At 52.2% G+C, this 22,150-nt stretch carries 14 protein-coding genes and 1 other RNA gene; 9 read left to right on the top strand and 6 right to left on the bottom strand.

Annotated features, from left to right (window positions below; translation table 11 throughout):
- Positions 1-1,068: 1,068 nt before the first annotated feature.
- On the bottom strand, positions 1,069-2,058 hold the full coding sequence (gene truB / locus MXE41_RS03890) for a tRNA pseudouridine(55) synthase TruB (RefSeq protein WP_247099439.1): 990 nt from the start codon (positions 2,056-2,058) through the stop codon (positions 1,069-1,071).
- Between the two features lie 845 nt (positions 2,059-2,903).
- On the opposite strand from truB, the gene ffs reads away from it, so the two are divergent.
- The 3 genes from ffs (at position 2,904) to MXE41_RS03905 (ending at position 6,405) form a co-directional block, all read left to right on the top strand.
- An RNA gene (gene ffs, locus MXE41_RS03895) (signal recognition particle sRNA small type) lies at positions 2,904-3,001 on the top strand.
- 725 nt (positions 3,002-3,726) lie between these two features.
- Entirely contained in the window at positions 3,727-5,031 is a 1,305-nt protein-coding gene (locus MXE41_RS03900) for an AAA family ATPase (RefSeq protein WP_246977915.1), read from the top strand.
- 735 nt (positions 5,032-5,766) lie between these two features.
- Entirely contained in the window at positions 5,767-6,405 is a 639-nt protein-coding gene (locus tag MXE41_RS03905; protein ID WP_247099440.1) for a copper resistance protein NlpE N-terminal domain-containing protein, read from the top strand.
- 508 nt (positions 6,406-6,913) lie between these two features.
- On the opposite strand, the gene MXE41_RS03910 is transcribed toward MXE41_RS03905, so the two are convergent.
- Complete coding sequence (locus MXE41_RS03910; protein ID WP_246977917.1) at positions 6,914-7,699, bottom strand: hypothetical protein; 786 nt, start codon at positions 7,697-7,699, stop codon at positions 6,914-6,916.
- Between the two features lie 117 nt (positions 7,700-7,816).
- Here MXE41_RS03910 and MXE41_RS03915 point away from each other — a divergent pair, with 117 nt between their 5' ends.
- From MXE41_RS03915 to MXE41_RS03940, 6 genes are all read left to right on the top strand, one after another.
- Positions 7,817-7,984 carry a hypothetical protein gene (locus tag MXE41_RS03915; RefSeq protein ID WP_247099441.1) on the top strand — a complete coding sequence of 56 codons (168 nt, stop codon included), beginning with the start codon at positions 7,817-7,819 and terminating at the stop codon, positions 7,982-7,984.
- Positions 7,985-9,803: 1,819 nt separating this feature from the next.
- Entirely contained in the window at positions 9,804-10,796 is a 993-nt protein-coding gene (locus tag MXE41_RS03920) for a MetQ/NlpA family ABC transporter substrate-binding protein (RefSeq protein ID WP_247099442.1), read from the top strand.
- A 268-nt stretch (positions 10,797-11,064) separates the two neighbouring features.
- Positions 11,065-12,249, top strand: a complete 1,185-nt coding sequence (locus MXE41_RS03925; RefSeq protein ID WP_247099443.1) for an ATP-binding cassette domain-containing protein — start codon at positions 11,065-11,067, stop codon at positions 12,247-12,249.
- A 2-nt stretch (positions 12,250-12,251) separates the two neighbouring features.
- Positions 12,252-12,914 (top strand): methionine ABC transporter permease, encoded by a 663-nt coding sequence (locus tag MXE41_RS03930; protein WP_247099444.1) that lies wholly within the window; start codon positions 12,252-12,254, stop codon positions 12,912-12,914.
- Positions 12,915-13,028: 114 nt separating this feature from the next.
- Positions 13,029-14,411, top strand: a complete 1,383-nt coding sequence (locus tag MXE41_RS03935; RefSeq protein ID WP_247099445.1) for an FAD-binding oxidoreductase — start codon at positions 13,029-13,031, stop codon at positions 14,409-14,411.
- 178 nt (positions 14,412-14,589) lie between these two features.
- A complete protein-coding gene (locus MXE41_RS03940) occupies positions 14,590-15,747 on the top strand; it encodes an aminotransferase class I/II-fold pyridoxal phosphate-dependent enzyme (RefSeq protein WP_247099446.1) in 1,158 nt (385 codons plus the stop codon).
- 239 nt (positions 15,748-15,986) lie between these two features.
- Here the strand turns inward: MXE41_RS03940 and MXE41_RS03945 are convergent, their stop codons facing one another.
- The 4 genes from MXE41_RS03945 to putP all read right to left on the bottom strand — a co-directional run bounded on the left by MXE41_RS03945 (position 15,987) and on the right by putP (position 21,246).
- A complete protein-coding gene (locus MXE41_RS03945) occupies positions 15,987-16,919 on the bottom strand; it encodes a flagellin (protein ID WP_247099447.1) in 933 nt (310 codons plus the stop codon).
- A 313-nt stretch (positions 16,920-17,232) separates the two neighbouring features.
- A complete protein-coding gene (locus MXE41_RS03950) occupies positions 17,233-18,162 on the bottom strand; it encodes a flagellin (RefSeq protein ID WP_246977925.1) in 930 nt (309 codons plus the stop codon).
- 313 nt (positions 18,163-18,475) lie between these two features.
- Positions 18,476-19,393, bottom strand: coding sequence for a flagellin (locus MXE41_RS03955; RefSeq protein WP_247099448.1), 918 nt, complete (start codon positions 19,391-19,393; stop codon positions 18,476-18,478).
- A 374-nt stretch (positions 19,394-19,767) separates the two neighbouring features.
- Entirely contained in the window at positions 19,768-21,246 is a 1,479-nt protein-coding gene (gene putP, locus MXE41_RS03960) for a sodium/proline symporter PutP (RefSeq protein WP_246977927.1), read from the bottom strand.
- Positions 21,247-22,150 lie beyond the last annotated feature (904 nt).

Genomic DNA, 22,150 nt, shown 5'->3' on the forward strand with positions numbered 1-22,150 from the left:
TTATGTCATCGTTTGCATTAATCATAAGTCTTATCCGCAGACAGCTCCACAGCTGCATCTTACGGAGTCGGCAGACATTTTCTGTTACGCACAAAGTGCAGGATTCTGACCCCATAGCAGGCATTTATATAGCTCGATACGCTCTGCAAAAGTAAGGTACAGCAGGCATCGTCCTGTGTTCAAACCGGGAACAGCAGTCTTTTTCTACGGGGGAATACCCCATCAACTATGACCGCAGAAGATGCTTGAAAAGAGCCGGTGGTATAGAAGATACAGGTGGCATGAACTGTCCGGCCCGGGCATATATTCAGGATTAAGGACAGTTAGTTTCCTTTCTGTGATGGCTAAACGGGATTATTCAGATTTACAGGTCAGATATGGTTTGATCAGGCAGGTGCTAATCAGGATTAAAGGCATCAGACGAAATAAAACAGAATTTACAAACGGAGTGATGTCCTGAACTGCGTCCCCCTGCTTAACTGCAAAGGCCTGAAAATTCCCCTTGCAGCAAACTCCCGAGAATAAAAACCCAGTTTATTAATTCTGGCTAAAAGCTGATGTGACCTGAGTTGCAAATTCTTAATATGCAAAAGTTTACACATAAATTAATTTTGCTCAAGTACAGTACCAGGCCACTGTTATTACCATGCTCTCTGTCCACCAGGCATACAGAACAGGCAATGACGGCCATTTGCCATGAATATGTCCATGACATCTGACCTTATAAGCCGTAAAACTCCTTTATCAGCTCAATTCCACAGCTTATAACCATCATGCACCTGCCTGAGCCCCCAGTATCATGGACAGGATGAGCCAGCTGAACTGGCCCATACTGCAGCGCTCCATGCCTGACCATGATGCAATGCCATGGCTGACTATGATGAGGTGCACATGCCTGCCATGATGCAATGCCATGGCTGGCCATGATAAGGTGCACATGCCTGGCCATGATGCAATGCCATGGCTGACCTCACAGATCACCACTATGGCAGGTGTGCTCAGTCAGTGGCTCAGCATGCCAGGAGCGCGGACTGCGCGCCTGACAGAGTCATGCCGGGCCTGGGCAGGCTATTTGACGCTGCCGGCCTTTTCCTGAGCGCGGAACTCTCGGAAGAGATCCGGGTCCATGAGGCGCTTAGGTACCAGGATATTGTCCTGAGTAAAGTAGCAGACGCCCATAAAGTAGTTGTTATAACGTACCTGTACCGGCTCTTCAGGCTTGATGCCCGGAGTGCACAGAATCTGGCCCTTAAACTCAGGCCCCTGGCGGACGCCGTTGCTCAGCGGCTCGGCTACGGATAAAGGAATGTCTACACGTGGCAGATTATCAAGGGCATCGGCAACAGAAATCAGGCGCTCATCGAGACTTGAAAAGTCAAGCTTGTCCTCACGTGATGAAGCCAGCTGCTGCAGATCTTCAAGGGTAGTCATGTGACCTGCTGGCAGGCCCTCAACAAACGTACGGCGCAGGTGGGTAACGTAGGCTCCGCAGCCCAGAGCCTCGCCAATGTCGGCAATAAGAGTACGGATATAGGTACCCTTGGAGCAGTAGACTTCAACCTTGAAGGTAGTAGCGGTCTTTTCCAGCAGGTGCAGTTCGTGAATGACGACCTCACGCTTTGGAATCTCCACTTCGTCTTCAAGGCCCTGACGGGCATATTTGTACAGAGGTTTGCCATCGACTTTAATGGCTGAGTAGATAGGTGGGACCTGGGTTATTGGACCACGGAACTGGCTGAGCACCTCCTCAATACGATCTGAGGCACCGGTCGGGTCACGCTCAAGCACTACTGTACCCTCACGGTCACCTGTAGTGGTCACCACACCCAGGGTACCCTCGGCCAGATAACGCTTGTTACCTTCAAGGAAGAAAGAAGAAAACTTGGCAGCCTCGCCCAGACAAATCGGCAGCAGTCCGGATGCCAGCGGATCAAGAGCGCCAGTGTGGCCGCCCTTCTGAGCTTTAAAGATAGCGCGACACTTTACCAGGGCAGTGGATGAGGAAATACCCTCAGGCTTGTCCAGAAGAAAGATGCCATTAATCTTGCGCTTTGCCATAGAAGGTCACCAAAGAACTAATCGATAACAGAAAAAACTTATCCCGCAAAATCCGGGAGAATCACATCACTTTGCCGTAAGGATGCCTCAACAGACAGGTTCTGTCCTTAAGCAAGCTCAATCAATGAAATGTATTGTTTTACCGGGCCCGTGGCCCATAATTCATAACGCTGTCTGAGTGCAGGATAAACATCCCAGGCTGCCTGTGCAGCTGCTGACAGACTAAGCTGACATGCAATGGCTGGTAGACACTGCCTCCAGCACTGCCGCCAGCACCGCCTCAATGGCGCTCCGGCTCTGCTGTCAGGCAGGTCAGGCCCGGTTATGAAAAAAGCATGTGACCGGCCGAAATATCAGCTGACTTATGCGGCCCCAGTCTGAACCTAACTTGCCGGAAAATACTGTCGCCCCTGCGCTTCAGGTATGCGATGGCAAAAGCCTGTAAAGCCCTCAGGCAGCCGCAGTATGCGGTCTTTTGCAGCTGGTCAGCTGCCGGAAGCCAAAGTGCGCACATTGTATCATAGTGGCAAAATGATTAATGTCCGAACGCCGCACTGGAAGCCAGCTACGTCAGCGCACAAAAGCCATTCATGGCACCACAGGACTGTAAACAGTAAGGCATTCCTGCCGTCCCAGGCAGCCTGCTGGCCTTACTCTGACTCTGTCCAGAGTGAGACTCCATACGATACGTCGGGGACTGCTGCAGATGAATGCAAAGACCTCAGAGTGGCAGTTGCATGACTGGCCGGATCCATGGGTCTGCGCATGCTGCGCTGGTGCTGATGCATGCAGTGCTTGCCAATCAGAGGATAATCTATTATCATACCGGCACAATGTTATGGGGGTGCTAGCCCTCTCGTACTTGTTCTCAGATCAACCCGGTCAGGTCCGGAAGGAAGCAGCCAAATTTGAGTAATGAGGTACCGAGATTAAGTTAGTGCTCCCGCCCATGAAGACGCATTTGCGTCTTTTTTCGTTTCTGGGCCATGCACTTTGCGCCCGACTCACTATCTCCCGGCCAGCTCAGGCTGCTATGCTTCCGGCAACTCCCCTCTCCAGGCCAGCTAAGGCTACACCGATCTATACAGCTCCACTGTCCTGCCAACAGGCTGCCCTGTTCCCTGCAAATCAACTTTCCCGACCAGCACAGGCTGACGTGCTCCATGCCTGGCCCCACTCCATTCACAATGGTCATCAACTCCAGCCTCATGGCCTAATTCTTTGCCTGCCTGTCATTGAATGTCCTGCAGCTCAGTGCTCGCGCCCTCCCTGTTCAGAGCGGGCATACGTCTTTGTAACGCGTGTTTTGTCAACAACTGAGAATCTTGCTGCAATCTGCCCTCAGGTCATAATCGTTGACCATAATTGTTGCCGTGCATCCGGGCCTGAGTCTGCGCCCTGCTTTTCGTCTTTAGCGCCTGTCTTTGCTATCATAGGGCCCAGCTGTCAGCAGCTGCCCTTTAAGCAGCCTATGCTGTCATGTATAAGCCTTTACGGGCATTATCAGCCCAACGCTTCCAGTAGCGCCTATGGTGCGCCTCATGCGCTGCGACCGTAACTGCACTTGTTGTGGCGGCAGCGCAGGCTGCGGCGGCAGCGGCCCTGGCTGCAGCATGCTGCAGATGCAGCGGGCTGTAACTGTCCCATGTTCCGGTACGAGTGTCTTTCATGGAAAATGTAAATTCACGTGGTAACTCCCATCTTCATGAGGTTATCTTTGCTGACCGTCATTACATCAGCAAGCTTGAGCAGATCCAAAACTTCATGCGCCATCTTGAGCATGGGCAGCGTAATCCACGCCAGAATATCTTCATGCTGATTCGTCCTCGTGGCTTTGGTGTATCCCTTGCCAGTGAGGCCCTTGAATACCTCTACCGCCGTGATGAACTGCTTATCGACCACCTTTCGAGCAAGGCTGAGAGTTCCCTTAATCTCGATAACATAGGTGAGTATCCGGTACTGCACTTCAGCTTTTCCCGCGTTAAGGCCAACTCCTTTAATGACATTGTCAAAGTGCTCTTTGATACCGTACAGAGCCTGATCTGGGAGCATCACGTCAAGATCAAGACCGATGCAGGCAAGGATCTGCGCATGCAGATGCTGCAGCTTATCCGCACCATCAGCGATCGTGATGGCCGTCCGGTAGTTGCTCTCTTTGACAATTACGACATGCCTATCATGCTCATCAGCCGCCTTGAAAATGAGCAGGAACGTCAGCAGTGCCTTGCCCTGTATTTTGAGATGCTCAATGCATTCCGTCAGGCTGGTGACCGGGTGCGCTTCTGTCTTCTGACCGGCCACGTCAAATTCCCTCTGAGTACCAATATGTCCGAGGGTCTGCCTCATGTGGTTGACCTGTCTTTCAGTGATATTGCAGCTGACCTGGCCGGCTTTACCATTGAGGAAATCAAAAACACCTATGGTGAGGATCTGGCCCGTATTGCTCCTCAACAGGGTGTAACCGTAGCCGAGTATCTGGACACCCTTGAAAAGTGCTATGGCGGCTTCGTCTTCTCCGACCGCATGATCAAGGTGCTCTGCCCTTTCTCTGTAACCCGCGCCCTTGATAATGGCGGCGATCTGTATGCCTACAGCTGCGACAACAACTACGTGTTCCTGCAAAGCGCCCTGGACCGTGAAAAGCCTGACCTCTCCTGGCTTATCGAAAAGGACGGTCAGGATCAGCTGCTGCTTGAGGAAGTAAGCCTCAATCCAGAGGGCAAGGAGTTTGGCTCACTGCTGATTCAGCAGGGGCTTATCTCGGTCAACAAGGTTACCTTTGCTGACCGCTCCCACTCTCTTTCATGGCGCTACAAATACGGCTTTACCAATGTTGAAATGCGCCGTATATTCCAGATGCTCACAGGTATCTCTCACCCTGACCTGCGCGATCTGCCAATCAACACCCGCGTATTTGACGCCGGTGAAGAGGAATACCTCATTACCCGTGACGAGCCCCAGGCAGCCAAATAGCCGCCTGACATGCTGATAATTCAGCAGAGCAGCCCACCAGGTCCCTGAGCTGACTCTGCCTGAATCTGCAGCCCTGACCCCAAAGCTAATTGAGAAGCGATGCAACCAGAGCCACAGATCGGATTGAGCTTCTTCTGCAGCCACGGCCCCTGAGTCAACTGATCTGCTGCTGCCGCCATGGCATCAAAGCAGACTCTGCCCGCATCAGCAGCCCTGAGGATGAAGGTATCAGCAGCGCCAACATTAGTCCTGCGTACCTGCTGGGCTGCAAATAACAGAAAATGTGTCTGTCCAGTTGATGATATCTGTGCAACAATGCACCTCTCCAGTCCGCGCAGTGCTATGATCTGGTGCGACTGCACCAGTTAACGCTGAACGATACTGCCATGAGCACTCCCTTCCCGAGTGACATACCAGAACAGTATGTGATACAGCGATGCAGTGCTTTACTGTGATGGATTGAGATTATGCAGCTGCCTTGGATGCAGCTCTGGCTGCAGCCTTACCCCCAACTTCAGGCTGACAGATACGCTCAGTGACTGGCGTGTCGCCAGAGTGACTGACCGTCGCCTGAGTTACTGGCATGTCGCATGAACGGCGTGCAGACAGCCCCGGGCAGCTGCAGTATGATACCGCCGTCAGCACCGGCCTTACAGAACCTGATATCAGTGACGGACTGCCCTGCAGCCCTGATACAGACATGATTTTTCGTGCTAACACAAAAGGTAAAATTCGATGAATAAGATCAACGTGACTCTGGCTGCTGCAGCTGTAATGCTCAGCATGACTGCCTGTAACGACAACACCAAGAAAGATGCTGCCGCTGAGCCAGCCAAGACCGAAGCTGTCCAGACTGTAGATGCTGCCAAGACCACTGAGCCAGCTCAGGGTGCCGAGGCCGCACAGGGCGCAGAAGCTGCACAGACCGCCGAGCCAGGCAAGGAAGGTGAGGCTGCTCAGGCACCTGAGGCCGATGCTGCCAAGGACACCGAATCTGCCGAGGCTGCTGAGCCAGCCAAAGACGGCGATGCTGCCAAGGACGGCGAAGCAGCCAAGACTGATGCAGCTGTGATGACTGGTACTTTTGAGGGTGTACTGCCAGCCGCCTCCTCTGAGGGTATTCGCGCCTCTCTGACCGTAAATGCAGATGGCACCTATACCTACAAGACAGAGTACATTGGTGAAAAGGATGCCAACTTTGAGGCCAGCGGTGTTTATAACAAGATTGGCGACGACCTCATTGAGCTGGTTACCCCATCCTCAGGCGAGAAGACCTACTTCAAGCGTGTTGAAACCGGCTACATGCTCTCTGACAGCAAGGGTACTGTTAATGACGGTGAGCTTGCTGACCAGTACATTCTCAAGGCACGCTAATTTTCCTGCACCTGCAGCCTGAAGCCTGCAGCTGCGCTGCATGCACTTCTGACTGCAGCCAGGCTGCATGTACTGCAGGCTGTATGGCCCTGCAAAAGCCAGGAAGCCCGCAGGCCGTGGCACAGGACACCATCAGCATGGCGTGCTCCTTACCATGGCCTGTTACGACAAAGCCCGCATGGCTCAATACGAGCATGCGGGCTTTGTTATTTGTAACCAGGCATGGTACAGCCATGCCTGTCAGGCTCAGACCTGGCAGTCAACCCCAGGCAAGGCTGTCCGACCCATTAGGCTTGCGCTCATGAGAAGCGCTTTGTACCTGTCAGTTGGAGCTGCAGTAGTCCAGTGCCTGGCAGCCGGGGTGCAGTGGCATACCTGGCAGCCAGCGCTGCTGGAGCTGCAGGAATCCTGTGCCTGGCAGCTGGGGGCAGGGGCATGCATGGCACTCATGGCTGCAGGGGCATGCCTGGACGCCAGCGCTGCTGGAGCTGCAGGAGTCCTGAGCCTGTCAGTCATGGCTGCGAGCATCGTGCGCCTGGCACTGTGAAGCTGTTGAGCCTGTGTCCGGCGGGCTGGCACTGTCTGCAGCAGCTGAGCTCATGGAGCTGGCTCCTGAGGCAAAGATTTTTCCTACCGGGATACGGGACGATACTGTCTGGTAGGCTGATTTGTCATCGACTGTATACAGATGATTCTTTTTACGGTGCGGGAATACCCGACCTACATGGTCCGGTATGAAGCAGATTTTGCGTGCCGGTACCGCAGCGGTGAGGAAAAAGCGCGGATTTTCCGTGCCCGTCTCCTTGTAGATAACAGCATAGCGGCAAAAGCCATGCGGTCCCTGTCCCATAATGCGGCTTAGCAGCGACATCATATAGTCACCAAAGCCCATGTTCATATCAAGGCAGACCACGGCATAAGCCTCAGCCACTATGGGAGCCCTGTCACTTCTGAGCTTTGCTCTGAGTCTCAGGAAGTACAGATAGCGCATCAGATAGACAAAGGCATAGAAAAGCAGCAGATACATGAGGCTGAGCAGCAGAATACGCATGGAGCTGCTGATACCCTCATGATGCAAATCGCCCATGGCTGAATCAATTTCGGCAACAGGATTGCCCGGCATGCCCGGAGGCAGACCGAAAAGCAGCAATGCAGCAATCAGAGCAAGGTAAAACTTAAGCCCCAGACGGCGCTGACAAACGGTATCAACAATGTTGAAGTCAAAACGCACTCCGGCCTTGAGCAGATAAGACTGCAGATACTGATGGTCAAGAGGTGTTTTTTTAAGTGCCACTGAGGTAATCCTTCAGAAAACATCTAACCGGAAACTAAAGATGGTACTGCCAGCACCGGCTGGCAACAGCACTGCAGCTGCCGCGCCTGAGGCTCTGGCAGCATTGCCTGCCGCAGCATGCAAAACAGCGTGCTCCGCCACATGCAAAACCGCATGCCCGGCCCCGGCAAAACCGCATGCCCGGCCCCGGCAAAACAGCCCAGCATCATGCTGATACAGCCAGATACTGGCTGGGACTTGCAGGTACTTTCTGTCACCATGACCATCCTGATTCTGGCATGGTGAGCTTACTTCCATTTTAGCGGCTTACCTTATATTTATCATCATGCCCGAAAAAATCACTCTATCAGGAGTCTGGCACACAGCAAGTTGACTGCAGCCGCCTGGATCTTAGCTCTCAAGGCTGTCCCATGTCGGCTTTGAAGTCCCCACGATAGTCCTGTGCGGATCCATGCCGGGCCTGTGCCTGTTCCATACCGGGCCAAGACCAGTACTATGCCTTCTCCATGTCTGGCCAATACTGGCACCATGCCTGATTCATATCCGCCGCATTTCCCAGCCACCTCAGACCACTGCAATACTGTCATATCAGGCCTGATGTTATGACGCTTCATTCATCGGCTACAGCCAGGCAAGGCGGACAGAAAGCCAGCGCCATACATACAGACAGGCACTCAGATAGAGGATCAGGGGCACGGGAAGTTTTTGGTAATTGGGATGTCAGGGAAATGGTGCCTGCGTGTAATCATGGTCATTCAGAGCTTTTAGCTGATAGTTAACTGCGCATGCAGGACAGTACCTTTTCTTCTGAACTGCTAACCAAAATGACTCAAAGATGCCCGAAATGTGCACTATTTGCAGGCAAAGCACGGTCATTGAGCACAACAAGTGCGCAGAGTGCCCTATTCGTTTGACAGTTTTGGGCTATAAAGATTCAATAGTAAACACAGTCTCCGGTCACAGAACCGGAAATCAATATAGATTTTCCTGATTTATTCAGGCTTTTATGGCTGTTACTGGACTTTGCACCGCTGCGGATCTCAGCTTTTAAAAGGATCTGCCACACTCTGCCCCTGGTATGCAGAGAGCTGTGCAGTCAGACTCACTGTAGCTGACTTATTTTCGTGCCCCCTCAGGGGAAACAAGGAGAGCACAATGAAACACTCTCACAATCAGGCATCAGGCAAGCATCTGCCATCCCCTAACTCAAGAAGCTGCGCTTTCAGTCAGCTCGCCTGCACACGCTCATCAATTACCCTCCTTTCCCCTATGCTATCCAGCATGCGTATGCCAGGCATGGCATAACATCTATTCTCCCCTCATCCCAAAAGACAGAAAAGCCCTCAGCAGTAACCTCTGCGCTGTGCTTAACAGCCGGCATACCGGCCATAAATATCTGTCAGCGGTCATATCCGCCAGTCCTTGAACTTTCAGAATTAAAAGTCCTTTTACAGGCAATACTGCGGCCCGAAGTGCCCCTGCAGTTTACGTATTGAGCTTACCGGAACAGTGATGTACCAGCGCCAGCTCAATGCAGCTCCTGGCAAAAGCCAGCAGGCCCCCGGCTTCATCGTATATGACAGGCACCACTTCTGCCACTGCAGCCGCCATAAGCCCACGGTCGCGGCCCACAACCAGGGCCCTCGGTTCAGAGGCCTCAGCTCATAAGCATCGGGAAACATAGCTGCAGCAGCGCTGGAGCACAACGGGGTGCACCGTGCCCCAACAAGCCGCACATGCTGCAATTGGCACCACCAGGCTGACAGATATTCATTCATGGCCCGCGTTGCCTGCACAGCTGCCCTGCATGGCCTGAAGGCACAGCTGCCCTGCATGGCCCGCGTTGCCTGCACGGCTGCCCTGCATAGACTTAAGGCACAGCTGCAGGTAAGAGGCTTACAGCAGTGGCAGACAGTTACGCAGAATGGCTGCAGCTGCAGATGCGGCCTGCAGGTGTTCCGGGGAGACAGGAATAACGTTTTGGCTGACGCCATGAGGCTCAGCAACTCTGGTGGCAGATTAGTCTGCTGACAGTGCATCAGAAATTTATAAGACGCCCATTTGACCTAAGGTCAGAGCGGGCAACCTATTCAGGAGAAAAATAATGAAGTCCAAATTAATTTTAAGCCTCTGCGCTGCCGCAGTATTTGCTCTTACCGGCTGTAACGGCGATGACAAGAAGACTGCAGACACTGCTGCAGCTCCTTCTGCCCCAGCTGCCGGTCAGGTGATTAAGGTGGGTGTATGCCCTGGCCCTTATGGCGAGATGGTTGAGAAAATCATCAGCCCATTAGTAGCTGAAGAGGGTTACAAAATTGAGCTGGTTACCTTTACCGATTACGTACAGCCTAACCTTGCTCTGGCCAGCGGCGACATTCAGGCCAATCTGTTCCAGCACCGCTCCTACTTTGACAACTTCGTAGAGACTCAGAAGGTAAAGCTTGAGGCTGTTATCAATGTTCCTACCCTGGGCATGGCCTTCTTCTCTGACAAGGTTACCTCCTATGACCAGCTTGAAGAGGGCAGCAAGGTCGGTCTGCCTAATGACCCAATCAACCTGGGCCGCGCCCTTGGTATTGCTCAGAAAGCAGGTCTTATCAAGTTAAACCACCAGGAAAACGACAATAAGGCCAGCATTGCTGACATTACTGAGAACAAGTACAAGCTTGAGTTCGTACCAATGGATGCAGCTCAGATTACCCGTTCTCTGGACTCCGTAGTTCTGGGCATGATTCCGGGCAACTACGCTTATGCTGCCAACTTTGACTTTTCAAAGGCTCTGAGCGTTGAGGATGTAAGCGAGCCGGTAAAGAACCTCATCGCTGTTAAGGCCGGTGACAAGTTCCACGCCGATCTTTTCTACCGCGTCGTTCACTCCCAGAAGTTCAAGGACGCCATTACAGCTCACAAGAACTTCGATGCATTCACCCGTCCGGACTGGTGGGATAAAGTAAAGGCCGATGCCGATACCGAAGCCGCCTCTGCTGACGCCGCTCCAGCAGATGCCCCACAGGCTGCCGCACCTGCCTCTGGTGAGGCACCAGCAGCTGACCAGGGTGCCAGTCAGGAAGCTCCAGCTGATGACAAGGCTGCCTGACAGCTGCCGCAAACTGTGCCTGCCCCCTGCACACATCGCAAGACTGTCAACTGTTGACAGCCTGAGCCCAGCTGGCGCCAGCAGCGCCCAGGGCCGGTGCAGGCAAAGACAGCACGGCCTGTCCTGATGGACAGGCTCTCTGGATAACACAGAGCCACTGTGGCTCAAAGGTCATGCCTGCTGCCTGTTCAATGCAGGCTGACAAGCTCAACTTCCCCGGTATGAAAATGACTAACGCGGCTGCAGGCCGCAATGACTGGAGACAAGCATGATCCGCTTTGAAGAGGTCAGTGTCAGATTTGGTGATTACACAGCTGTGGACAATGTATCCCTGCACGTTGAAAAAGGCGACTTTTACGGCGTGCTCGGCCAGTCCGGAGCCGGTAAATCCACTCTGGTACGTACCGTAAATCTGCTGCAAAAGCCAAGTTCGGGACGGGTTATTGTTGCCGGTACCGAAGTCACCTCTGGCCTGAGCTCAGCCCAGCTCAGCTCCTTAAGACTGCGTATAGGCATGATCTTTCAGCACTTCAATCTGATTAAGAATGCCACTGTTTTTGACAATGTAGCCTTCAACCTCAAGGCCCGTGGAGCTGCCCGTGCCGAGATTGAGGCCAAAGTCCCACAGCTGCTTGCCAGTGTGGGACTGTCAGGTAAGGAAAGTCTTTACCCGCCATCACTGTCAGGCGGTCAGAAGCAGCGTGTGGCGATTGCCCGCGCACTGGCCAATGATCCTGAGATTCTGCTTTGTGATGAGGCTACCTCAGCCCTTGACCCTGACACCACCTCTGAAATTGTTGCTCTGCTCAAGAAGCTCAAGGCTGAGCGCAATCTGACTGTACTGTTTATCACCCACCAGATGGAAGTGGCCAAGACCCTCTTTAACAAGGTGGCCCTGATGGCTCATGGCAAAGTAGTTGAGCATGGCAGCACCTACGATCTCTTTGCTCATCCATCAAGCGAGTATGGCCGTGCAATGATCTCACGCCATGACGCTTTGCTGCTGCCACCTGAACTGCTGGCCAGCGAAGACAATCTCTATGAAATTACCTACAAGGAAGAGCAGGCCTACGACAGCGTAATTGCTCAGGCCATCAAACGCTTTGATGCTGATATCAGCATTCTGGGCGGACGAATTGAATACATTTCCGGCAAGCCGCTGGGCAACCTTATCATCTCGGTACGCCGCTCCAGCCATGCCCCTGATCAGGTGCTGGACTTCCTGTCTCAGAGCGCCTTCATCAAGAAAATCAAGGAAAACGGCCAGCTGCTCAATCAGCTAAACCCTGAGGCTGAGCGCTCAGTAGCCCATATCGACTACGCCGCAGCTGCCACAGCAACAGCCCCGGATGCTGCCCCTGCAGCTGCCACAGCAACTGCCCCGGATGCTGCCCCTGCAGCTGCCAGTGCAGCAGCCGCTGCCAGCAGCACTCAGGACCAGAACAAGGAGTAATCATGTTAGAAGAAACCCTGCAAATCCTTGATCGTGAATTTGCCAAAGCAGCATGGGAAACCACCATCATGCTGGGCATTTCCCTGATTCTTGGTGTGGTCTTTGGCCTGATCTGCGGTCTGGTGCTCTATCTGAGCTCCCATAAGGACTTTATTAACTCAAAGTCCATCAATTCCGTGCTGGGCTACATCATAAATGTAGTGCGCTCCATTCCTTTTATCATTCTGGTGGTCTTTACTCTGCCACTGACCTTTGCTCTGATAGGAAGCAAAATTGGTCCTATTGCAGCTGCGGTTCCTCTGTCTATCTGTGCCATTGCCTTTTATGCCCGTCTGGTTGAAGGTTCACTAAAGGAAGTAGATCCGGGCGTACTGGAGGCTGCCCTGGCCTCAGGAGCATCCAAATCTCTGATTGTGCGTGATGTTCTGCTGGTTGAGGCTGCTCCGGGCCTGATTCGCGGCTTTACCGTGACTTTCATCAGTCTGATTGGTTTTTCAGCCATGTCAGGCATGGTCGGCGGCGGCGGTATCGGTAATATCGCCATTCTCTACGGCTACTACCGCTATGAAACAGGCGTAATGATCTTTGTCATTGTCCTCCTGGTACTCTTTGTTCAGCTGGTTCAGTGGCTGGGCGACAAGTGGGCCAATGGCCTGAGCCGCTAAAGTAGCAAGTCTCAAACTGCTGCTGCGTCTGCCCCATGGGCAGGCGCCGCCACAGGGCTGCTACCAGCATATTGCTGGTACTGCCTGGCATTAACTGTTTTCAGGAATAATAAAGTGTCTGACAATACAATCTGCCTGCAGCTTAAAAAGCTGCTTTCATCTGAAGCTCAGGTACAGCCAGGCGATGCAGTTGATGCCCGCCTGCTTACAGACTTTCTGGGCTATGAAAAAGGTCATGCCGAGGTCTACGTCAAAGCCGCCTGTGCTGAGGACGTAAGAGCCGCTGTGGCCTTTGCCTGCGAACACAGGATGAGTGTTACCGTACGCGCTGCCGGTACCAACCTGGTAGGCTCCACCATTCCCCAGGGCGGCCTCGTGCTTGATGTCAGCGGTATGAACCGCATTCTTGAGCTTGATGAGGAAAACCGTACCATTACTGTAGAGCCTGGCGTTCTGCTTTGCGACCTGCAGGCCTACGTTGAAGAGCGAGGTCTGTTCTACCCTCCAGATCCGGCCGAGAAAAACGCCACTGTTGGCGGCAATATCGCCACCAATGCCGGTGGCATGCGTGCCGTCAAATATGGCGTAACCCGTGACTATGTTCTGGGCCTTGAGGTAGTAACTCCCGATGGCCGTCTGGTCGACCTGGGCTCCAAATGCCTTAAGGACAGCACCGGCCTTAATCTCAAGCAGCTCTTTATCGGCTCTGAGGGCACCCTTGGTGTTATTACCCGCTGTGTTCTGCGTCTTATCGACAAACCTGAGAGCACCTGTCATGCCCTGGTAGGCTTCAAATCGCTGCGTGAGGCTATTACCTCAGTAAATGAGATCAAGCAGGCACTGCTTGAGCCTACTGCCATTGAATTTATTGAGCGCAAGGTAATTGCCCTTGGCGAACAGTTCACTGGCAAGTCTTTCCCTATGCCCGAGTGCTCTGCCTATCTGGTAGTAACTTTCGATGGCCGTGTGGGTGAACCAGATCATCGTCTGCAACGCTGCCGCGAGGTCCTTGAACCTTTCCATAACATTGAGTTCCTGCCCCTTACAGACCCGGCCATATCAAGTGATGTCTGGACCGTTCGCTCAGCTCTTGCCAAAGCCGTACAGACATCGGGTCTCTGGGAGCCTGTCGACACTGTAGTACCGCTGAGCGACATTGCTACTTTCGTAGATTATGTCTCTGAGCTGTCAGAGAAAAGCGGTATACGTATCCTGGCCTTTGGTCATGCCGGAGATGGTAACGTACATCTGTGCATACTCAAGGACGATCTGCCAGTTGAAAAATGGCCTGATACTCTGACTTACATCCTGTCCTCGCTGTATCGCCGTGTCTATGAGCTCAAGGGCAAGGTAGCTGCCGAGCATGGCCTTGGCCGTCACAAGCGCAATTACTTCCTTAAGGAAGTTGATCCTCAGGAGCTGGCTCTGATGCGCGCCGTCAAAGCCGCATTTGACCCGCACAATCTCTTCAACCCGCACAGCGGCTACTCACTGTAACCAGACCTGACATGGCCCGCGCCAGGGCGAAACAGCCTCATGGCGCTGCGACCCTGGCGCTGCAGCATCAGTCAGACGTGCGCCAGACTGAAGGTCAGTTACCAGCCAGACGCAGCTATTACCCTGCTGAGCCCCTTTCATTTGCCGGGCACTTAGCCCCTTGCCTGTGAGCAATATTATGCAAACCTCATTAAGAACAGCTTCCTTCACCGATTCAGTTATCAGACGTATGACCCGCGTCTGCCTCAAGTACGATGCCATTAATCTCTCCCAGGGTTTTCCTGACTTTGATCCCCCTGCAGAGCTGACAAAGCGCCTTAGCGAAGTAGCCTTAAGCGGCCCACATCAGTATGCCGTTACCTGGGGCGCTCAGAATGTACGTGAGGCCCTTGCTGCCAAGATTAAGCACTTCTCCGGCCAGGCGGTTGACCCCAACAGTGAGCTGGTAATTACCTGTGGTTCTACTGAGGCCATGATGGCCTCGGTACTGGCTACAGTAAATCCAGGCGAAAAGGTGGCCATTTTTTCCCCTTTCTATGAAAACTACGGTGCTGACTCCATTCTGTGCGATGCCCAGCCTGTCTACGTCCCACTCAAGCCACCATCATTTACCTTTGACCCGGCTGAACTTGAGCAGGCCTTTGCCCAGGGCGCAAAAGCACTGATTCTGTGTAACCCGTCCAATCCATGCGGCAAGGTCTTTACTCGCGAAGAACTGGAAACCATCAGCGATATCATCAGGCGTTACGATGCCTTCGTAATCACTGACGAGGTATATGAGCACCTGATTTTCAAACCTCATACCCATACCTATCTTGCTACTCTGCCGGGCATGAAAGAGCGCACTCTGGTGTGCAACTCCTTCTCAAAGACCTATTCCATTACCGGATGGCGCCTTGGCTATGTACAGGGACCTGCCCATATTATCGAAGCCGTACGCAAGGTCCACGACTTCCTTACTGTAGGAGCTGCAGCTCCACTGCAGGAAGCCCTGATCGCAGGTCTTACCCTGCCTGACAGCTACTATGAGCAATTGCAGGAAACCTACGCCAAAAAGCGTGAACTCTTCTGCTCAGGCCTTGATGAAATCGGCCTTGAGTACTACCGCCCACAGGGAGCCTACTATGTACTGGTCGACATTGGCAGCTTTGGCTACGACAGCGACGTACAGTTCTGCGAGGATCTTGCCCGGAAGGTAGGCGTAGGTGCCGTACCAGGCTCTTCTTTCTTCAAGGAAAAGGTTAACAACTACATCCGCTTCCACTTTGCCAAGAAAGAAGAAACTCTTACCGCCGCCCTCGAGCGCCTCAAAAACATCCACATCCTCAAGCGCTAACCAGAGTCCGCAAGCCGCCCCACAAATCATGACCCGGGCAGCATTGTGCCCTCCGCATGTGACTGTACAGGCCACACTTTGCATCATATTGCGTTTTGCTCTGTCGCAAGCCTCCGTAGAGACATGCCAGTTCAGGCACCTGCCGCCCACAAACAAAGCCCCTGATCATTGCTGACCAGGGGCTTTGTTATGAAGTTCGCCAGCTAAGAGCTGACAGAACATAATCCCAGACTAAGGCATTATCCTAAGAGGGACAAACCAAGCTGTGGACGGGTGTTGGCCTGCATGAGCATGGAGGTAGCAGCCTGCTGAATGATGGACTGCTGGCTCAGATTGGCTGATTCCTCGGCAAAATCTGCGTCACGAATTCTGCTGCGGGCATCAGCCTGGTTGGCAGAAACGTTGGCCTGGTTTCTGATTGAAGACTCCAATCTGTTCTGTATAGCACCTAGTCCAGCACGTGAGCCGTCAACAGCGCCGATCATCTTGTCAATGTTCTCAAGCAGCTTATCAACGCTCTCGACTTTGGTGAAAGAAATCTTACCGCCAGCAGCTGCGCCAGTGAAGAATGCCTTAAGGTTATCAGCAGTAACGCCAGCTGCAGAGGCAATCTGAGAGAACTTCATTGCATTGACCTGGAAGTCAATTGTGTCTCCCTTGTTTGCTCCTACCTGCAGTGTGAGCTTACCCACGTTGTTGGAATCCTGACCAGCAGTATCCTTACCCTTGGTCATGATGGAGTTGGTGCCTGCACCGTCCAGGATTAAGGAACCGCCAAACTTGGTTTGCTTGGCAATACGGGTAATTTCCTGGGTCAGAGCAGTGGCTTCTGCAGACAGAGCTTTTCTGTCATCAAGTGTATTAGTACCGTTACGTGCCTGTACAGCCAGGGTACGAATCTTCTGGAGCATTCCAGTGATTTCGTCCATGGCGCCCTCAGCAGTCTGGGCAAAGGCCACGCCATCAGAGGCATTGCGGTTACCCTGATTCAGGCCATTGATCTGGGTGGTTAAACGTGAGGAAATCTGCAGGCCTGCTGCGTCGTCCTTGGCACTGTTAATTCTCAGTCCTGACGAGAGACGCTGATAGGTCGTATTGAGCTGATTCTGAACATTATTGAGATATCTACGACCGTTTAAGCTCGACACATTTGTGTTTACATATACCGCCATTGCTAATACTCCTTTACTGCATAGTAGTGGAGTGTCGCGCTTATTGACCGCAGCCCCCACTTTATATCTTTAAACGGAAGATACGCTTTATGTACAGAACATTAACCAGATTATCCCAGTGAGGCCCAACACCGCTTTCCAAAGTCTTTATAGATATGAAAATAGTCGTAAGGCCTGATTTAAACCATGAAATCATGCTCGCATAACTTTCAATACCCTTCAAAAACAAAGCCCCCGATCATTGCTGACCAGGGGCTTTGTTTTGAGGCGCAATCAGCTTACAGCTGACAGAGCACAGTCTTATCTTAAGGCATTAGCCCAGGAGGGACAGACCAAGCTGTGGACGGGTGTTAGCCTGCATGAGCATGGAGGTAGCAGCTTGCTGAATGATGGACTGCTGGCTCAGGTTTGCTGATTCCTCTGCGAAATCTGCGTCACGAATTCTGCTGCGGGCATCAGCCTGGTTGGCAGAAACGTTGGCCTGGTTTCTGATGGAAGATTCCAATCTGTTCTGTATTGCACCTAGTCCGGCACGTGAGGCATCTACAGCACCGATGAGCTTGTCCATGTGGGAAATGATGTTTCCAAGCTCTGCGGCATTGGTAAAGACCATGCCCTTGGCAGCATCATAGTACTTCTTCAAATCATTTGCAGCAACACCGGCTGCGCTGGCGATCTGAGAGAACTTCATGGCGTTTACTTCAAAACTGATAGTATCGCCCTTGTTTGCGCCTACCTGAAGGGTAAGCTTACCAATATGATCCTTAGTCTGACCGGCCTGGCCACCGCCGCCGCCCTTTGTCATGATGGAGTTGGCACCAGCACCGTCCAGGATTAAGGAACCACCGAACTTGGTCTGCTTGGCAATACGGGTAATCTCCTCTACCAGAGAGGTAGCCTCTTTCTGCAGAGCCTTACGGTCATCAGCGGTATTGGTACCATTGTTGGCCTGTACAGCAAGAGTACGAATCTTCTGGAGCATGCCAGTGATTTCGTCCATGGCGCCCTCAGCGGTCTGGGCAAAAGCTACGCCATCAGAAGCATTGCGGTTGCCCTGATTCAGGCCGTTTATCTGGGTAGTTAAACGTGAGGAAATCTGCAGGCCTGCTGCGTCGTCCTTGGCACTGTTAATTCTCAGTCCTGACGAGAGACGCTGATATGTCGTAGTGAGCTGATTCTGAACATTGTTCAGATATCTACGACCGTTTAAGCTCGACACATTTGTGTTTACATATACCGCCATTGCTATTACTCCTTTACTGCATAGTAGTGGAGTGTCGCGCTTATTGACCGCAGCCCCCACTTTATATCTATAAACGGAAGATACGCTTTATGTACAGAACATTAACTGGATTATCCAAGTGAGGTCAAACAACGCGTTCCAAAGTCTTTATAGATATGAAAACAGTCGTAAGGCCTGATTATATCCATAAAATCATGCTTGCATTACTTTCAATACCAATCAAATACAAAGCCCCTGATCATTGCTGACCAGGGGCTTTGTGTTGAGGCGCAATCAGCTTACAGCTGACAGAGCACAGTCTTATCTTAAGGCATTAGCCTAAGAGGGACAGACCAAGCTGTGGACGGGTGTTGGCCTGCATGAGCATGGAGGTAGCAGCCTGCTGAATGATGGACTGCTGGCTCAGGTTTGCTGATTCCTCTGCGAAATCTGCATCACGAATTCTGCTGCGGGCATCAGCCTGGTTGGCAGAAACGTTGGCCTGGTTTCTGATTGAAGATTCCAATCTGTTCTGTATTGCACCTAGTCCAGCACGTGAGGCGTCTACAGCACCTATGAGCTTGTCCATGTGGGAAATGATATTGCCCAGCTGATCAGCATGGGTAAATACCATACCCTTGGCGGCCTCATAATACTTCTTTAAATCAGTATCACCTACACCAGCGCCAAGAGCAATCTGAGAGAACTTCATGGCGTTGATTTCAAAACTGATAGTATCGCCCTTATTAGCGCCTACCTGAAGAACCAGCTTACCAATAGAGTTTTTATCGTTAGCAGCACCACCCTTGGTCATGATGGAGTTGGCACCGGCACCGTCCAGGATTAAGGAGCCACCGAACTTGGTCTGCTTGGCGATACGGGTGATCTCTTCTACAAGAGAGGTAGCCTCTTTAGAGAGTGCCTTGCGGTCATCAGCAGTATTGGTGCCGTTGTTGGCCTGTACTGCCAGGGTGCGAATCTTCTGGAGCATGCCAGTGATTTCGTCCATGGCGCCCTCAGCGGTCTGAGCAAAGGCCACACCATCAGAGGCATTACGGTTGCCCTGATTCAGGCCATTTATCTGGGTAGTTAAACGTGAGGAAATCTGCAGGCCTGCTGCATCGTCCTTGGCACTGTTAATTCTCAGTCCTGACGAGAGACGCTGATATGTCGTAGTGAGCTGATTTTGAACATTGTTCAGATATCTACGACCGTTTAAGCTCGACACATTTGTGTTTACGTATACCGCCATTCCTAACGCTCCTTTACTGTAAAGTACCGGAATATCGCGGTTTGCTCACGCAATACTCCCACAGAACAGCTAACGGGCATACCGTTTTATTTACAACTTATTTACACATAAAGCCGCATCAGGCTTACATAGCATATTTATACTTCTTTATAGATATATAAGTGAAAGTGGCACTGCTAATGTTGGCATGAAAAAAAGGTGAGCCTGAAATCAGGTTCACCTCTTTGAATTTCAGCCTGTGTGATGGACACAGCCGCTTTTTAAATCAGAACTTAGTCTTAGCCCTTATTGGCTATGCTTGAAAAGCTCTACTGCAGCCTGCAGCCCTCTGGCTACTGGCTGCTCCAGGCTGGCAGCTGGACTGCAGGTGCTGCTTAGTGCTGCTTGACCTCAACCCAGAACTTCTTTTCAAGATCGTTAAAGAGCTTCTCGCACTCGTTATCAGGCTTATAGGTCATCTTTGAAACCACAAAGATAGCGATGGCGGAGAGGATAAAGCCAGGTACGATGGAGTACAGTCCCAGGAAGCCGCCGATTTCCCATACGATAACGGTAATGGCACCGGTAGCCATACCGACAATGGCGCCTGGCAGAGTCATGCGGGACCAGAATACGGAAATAAGCACGGTAGGACCGAAAGCGGCACCAAAGCCAGCCCAGGCGTAAGCTACCAGACGTAATACGCCGCTCTCAGGATCAAGGGCGATGATGTAGGCAATGATTGCTACCAGCAGCAGCATGAAGCGGCCACACCATACCAGCTCGCGCTGAGAGGCATGTGGACGCAGCCAGCGACGGTAGAAGTCAGCAGTCAGGGTGGTGGAGGCCACCAGCAGCTGACAGGACAGAGTGGACATGATGGCGGCCAGAATGGCTGAGAGCAGAATACCGGCTACCCATGGAGTGAATAGTACCTGAGTTACGATGATGAATATCTGCTCAGGATTGGCAATGGAGACCTCAGGGTGCTTAACTGAGAATGCAACACCGTAGTAGCCGATTAATACGGCACCGATAAGACAGAGGGACATCCAGGTAATGGAGATACGGCGGGCATCACCCATGCCACGAACCGAGCCGGCAGCCATGAAGCGTACCAGAATGTGAGGCTGACCTACGTAACCAAGACCCCAGCCTACCAGGGACAGGAAGCCTATTACTGTCATACCCTGGAAGAAGTCATCAAGGGATTCGTCCTTCTGGGCAATCAGGGCATTGGCTGCATCAAGACCACCGCAGTCAAGAATCATGACTACAGGGGTAAGCAGCAGGGCAAAAATCATAAGGCTGGCCTGAACAGTATCTGTCCAGCTTACAGCAAGGAAGCCGCCGATAAATACGTAGAAGATAGTGGATACGGCACCGATTAACAGAGCATTGGAGTAATCAAGACCAAAGGTCTGCTCGAACAGACGGGCACCTGATACCATGCCTGAGGCACAGTAAACCACGAAGAAAATCAGGATGATAAAGGCTGCAATGATAGAGCAGATACGCAGAGTGTCATTGAAGCGAGCTGACAGATAGTCAGGCAGAGTCAGGGCATCAGAGGCATTGGCGGTAAAGGAGCGTAGACGGGCAGCTACAAACTTCCAGTTGCACCAGGAACCAACAGTAAGACCAATGGCAATCCAGGCCTCGCCCAGACCATGCAGGAACAGAGCTCCCGGCAGGCCCATCAGCAGCCATCCGGACATGTCCGAGGCACCGGCTGAAAGAGCGGTAACAAAACGACCCAGACTTCTGCCGCCCAGAACGTAATCGTTCAGGGAATTGGTCATACGGGCTGCTGCAATGCCGATTATCAGCATGCAGAGGATATAGACAATAAATGTGGTTGTGGTACTAAACATGAATAAGTGCTCAGAGCTAAGCTCGCCTCATATCGCTGCAGACCAGGCTGACTGCGCACCTCACATGGCCATACTATCTTGGCTTGACACCAGCCTGTTGAGTAAGACAGAAGAAATTGTCTGCTCCCTGCGTCCTTTAGTAAGAAAGACGCTGCCCTGCTGCATTGTTTGCAGCCGGATGACTGTTGCTCGCGGATTAATGACAAATCCACCTTACTGAGGTTATATCAGCCCCCTTATGTTCTCCGTCAGATACGAATCATGGCAGTGTGAAAAAAGCAGTCAAAGAGCTTAAATCAGGCACAAAAAAGCCAGTTAACGGAGAAAAACTGGTCCATAATAGCAAAAAACCCCTGTCTATGCTTGCAAGCACGCCCATTTTTGCACCAGTTTCAGGCATTTTCCCGCTTGCATAAGCCTTAAGCACTATTTTTGCCCAGATTACCCCAGCGCTGTCCCTTTCCCTTCCACTGCCTGAAAAGATACTGTCTTCTTTAGCTTTACCAATGCTGCAATGGGTAAACCTACGTCCCTTCCAACACCATAACCCCAGGCCCATCATGAGGGCTTAATGCTGCAATCTTACAGCTTACCCATACAACAAAGGCCCTGAACGGGCCTTTGTTTTATGGCATCCAGTGATGATAAATGTATGACTGCGCTGTAGGTAGCCAGCGTTACTGACGCATCCGGAAACGAAGCCATGGACTTTGCAGCCCATGCTGCGCTGGCATATCTGTATTAAGGGCCTCATCAGCCTCAGCTGACGTACTGTGGCTGTGGATTACTGGCCGCAACTGCAGTCCTCTGGCTGCGGGTTCAAGGCTGCAGGTGCCGACTTCTGGTTGCATGTTCAACGCTGCAGAGCAGTAGCTGGGCCAGGGCTGCAGTTGCACTCCTACAG

This window comes from Anaerobiospirillum sp. NML120449, assembly GCF_023051105.1.
Lineage (GTDB): Bacteria > Pseudomonadota > Gammaproteobacteria > Enterobacterales > Succinivibrionaceae > Anaerobiospirillum.